Genomic DNA, 2,613 nt, shown 5'->3' with positions numbered 1-2,613 from the left:
GAGGCGGTGTCTGTGCGGCAACGCACACATGGGTGCTGCCTCGCGCTGGCAGCAGCACTGCGGCCCCGGGCTTGCTCACACGGGCGATCGCTCGAGCCAGACGCCCGGCACCACCCCTAGTCGTGACGGAAGGGTCAGAGCGTCTTCGAAAAGCTGGCGCGGATTGATCTTCTCGTTCACCGCTTTGGGCAATTCGACGCCACTCACCAATCTCACGATCATCCGGTCATCGGAGCCATCGTCGGGAAGCTTGGCGGATGCGCTGCGAAAGAGCCAGCCCTGGAACTGAACGCCACCGTGTTCAGAGCGCACCAGCAACCGGGTCAGCGCCTCGACGCGCGTCTGCACGGTGCGCTTGTCTTCTTCTCCATCGATCTGGACTTCAAACGTGCAGACTGGCGTGACGGATGCATTCATTCGCGCCTCCCCTTCGAATGCGCATTGGGGGTCGCAGCCTCAGCCAGTGGTCCTGAGAGTCAGCTTCGGTCGGCCGGACAACAGGCCTGCAACCGCCGAGTTCTCGCGCTCAATTGCCCGATCGCGGTCATCATCCGTTGCGGCCGAACGGAAGGCCGCGTTGGCCGCCAGCACTTCCGCTTTCAGCCGAACCATTTGCATGGGGAACTTGGTCTCGTGCTCCTTGAGTCGGCGACGAATGATCGCCAGAAAGCTTTGGGTGAAAGGGTCGTCGTACATAAGGGGGCCATGGCAATGGTTGTGATGCAAACCAGAAGCTAGCGTAGCCCCGTGCCACGACCTCGTTCGGTGCGCCAGCCAACACTGATCGAAGTTCCCGCGGCACCGAGGAGCGATCTCGGCAGTGAGGCACGCCGATTGCCTGCAACTCGCCATGAGTTCGCAACACCCCATCGATGCAAAGAAAAGGGCTCTCGAACTGATGGTCCGACTTGCGGTTCTGGATCTGATGGACCACGAGGAGAGTCTGGGCTTCGCGCTTCCCATGGCCGAGGACGACGGCCCTCCCCGGTTCGTCGCCGTGGGAACGCGAACTCAAATTCGTCGCTGGCTCGACGCGCCGGACAATGAGGACACGGCGTCGCAGCCCACGCGAACCGTGGACCTCGGCAAGCAGACGCGCCACTGAACGCAGTGGCAGCCGGCCTCAGAAACGCCGGCAGAGGGTCTGGATCTACGAACGTTGCCAGACCRCCTTGACCGTGGCGACGGTTTGCATGACCGTGGCTGCGGCGCCCAACGCGAGCGGAAGCATTGAGCCCGTGGACTCAGTGCCCCAGGCGCCCAGGAGGGTGCAGGAAAGCCCCACGAGGTAGGCACGCAAGACGGGTCGGCGAGACATGAAGAGATACCTCTATGGTTCGCGCCAGTCTGCGCGCGCCATGCCTCGATCGATCCGTTGAACAGCGGGGTGCCCGCACGCCAGTTTGCGCCGCGGGCGCATTCACAGGGGCACCGCCGCCGTGTGAAAGCATGAATCGCGCCGCGCTGCTGATGCGCTTGCCAGTGAGGTCAGCTGCTTGGTGAATCCGCCGGCGTGGGCAGATCGGTCAGCGTGAGCAGGATGTCGGGGTACCAGGAGATGTTGAGCCCCAGTGATTCATCCTGGGTTGGATGGCRATCGCCCATGTCCATGCGCGACGAATGGATGCCCAGCAACTTCCAGGGTAACTCGTCATCCTGCAAGTGCTCCGTGGCACATCGCAGGGCCACCGGTGCGCCGCTGCTGCCACGGTGCGTGCGCGCATCGGTCAGGAAGTAGGCGCGGCTCTGGAAGCGCAACCCCCACGGCGACGCGAGGATGGCATGCCGCACCACTGGCAGGTGATGGACGGCGTCGTGAAAGCCCAGCGGAAAGCCGGGAATGAGCAACGACTGGCCAAGCGGAATCTCGTCGCTGTCTGACGCCAGGTGCTTGGGCGAGAACGCGCGCAACGCCACCCCTTCAGGCAAGGCTGAGCGTTCGATCTCCAACACGGCGACGTCGATCTCGCTGTCCTTGTCGCGCCCCTGGCGCCACACGGCACGCCCGTCCTTGTAGAGCAGGATCGACAGACCAATCGTTTGCGTCACATTGTTGGCATCGAGGTGAAGTTCCACCTCCAGCCGGTCAGGCAGGTGCCCGGAGTCGCTGTCGACAAAGACATGCCGGCTGCTGACCAGGAACAAGCGCTCGTCGCGCTGAAAGAAGAAGCCGCTGGCGTTGGTCAGCCCGCTGTCACCAGAGAAGGTCGACAGCCGAGCAGTCGCCAGCAACAGGGGGTCGATCAGCGGCATGGGAATCCTTGGTGGTGCAAGCTCAAACGAAAATCGGCGACTGCCACGAGGCAGTCGCCGTTGTCACATCAGACAGAAGTCAGTCAACGATACACGTGCTGGCCGTTGCTTGACTTCCACTGGGTTTCCAGATGGGCAGCGTCGTCGTCATTGCGAGCGTTCAGACCCATCAGGATGCCCCCGTTGCGGATGCCTTCCTCATAGCGCTTGACCCGCTCTTCCGGCATGCTCCAGCCGATCAGAGCACCGATCAAGCCACCGCCGGCGGCACCGGCACCGGCGCCTGCGACCGCTGCGGCCAACGGGCCGGCAATGACCAGGCCCAGACCCGGCAGCGCCAGGGTGGTGCCAACTGCAGCC

General features: G+C 63.5%; 4 protein-coding genes and 1 pseudogene. 1 reads left to right on the top strand and 4 read right to left on the bottom strand.

Translation table 11 applies throughout. The features are described 5' to 3' along the window. Positions 1-75: 75 nt before the first annotated feature. Together AC1DYI_RS32275 and AC1DYI_RS32270 are read right to left on the bottom strand one after the other, a co-directional pair. Positions 76-417 (bottom strand): hypothetical protein, encoded by a 342-nt coding sequence (locus tag AC1DYI_RS32275; RefSeq protein ID WP_477208197.1) that lies wholly within the window; start codon positions 415-417, stop codon positions 76-78. Positions 418-456: 39 nt separating this feature from the next. Further along, on the bottom strand, positions 457-696 hold the full coding sequence (locus AC1DYI_RS32270; protein ID WP_477208196.1) for a hypothetical protein: 240 nt from the start codon (positions 694-696) through the stop codon (positions 457-459). 154 nt (positions 697-850) lie between these two features. Here AC1DYI_RS32270 and AC1DYI_RS32265 point away from each other — a divergent pair, with 154 nt between their 5' ends. Beyond that, the gene (locus AC1DYI_RS32265; protein WP_477208195.1) at positions 851-1,105 is read left to right on the top strand and encodes a hypothetical protein; all 255 of its coding nucleotides are present in this window, start codon (positions 851-853) and stop codon (positions 1,103-1,105) included. A 383-nt stretch (positions 1,106-1,488) separates the two neighbouring features. Here AC1DYI_RS32265 and AC1DYI_RS32260 read toward each other — a convergent pair whose 3' ends face one another. Beyond that, positions 1,489-2,253, bottom strand: a complete 765-nt coding sequence (locus AC1DYI_RS32260; protein ID WP_477208194.1) for a S1 family peptidase — start codon at positions 2,251-2,253, stop codon at positions 1,489-1,491. An 83-nt stretch (positions 2,254-2,336) separates the two neighbouring features. Next, positions 2,337-2,613: pseudogene (locus AC1DYI_RS32255) on the bottom strand (hypothetical protein); the annotation flags it as partial.

It is taken from the genome of Ideonella sp. P3_A4 (assembly GCF_056403075.1).
The sequence above is the reverse complement of the archived record's forward strand: the minus strand, read 5'-3'. Positions and strand labels throughout refer to the sequence as shown.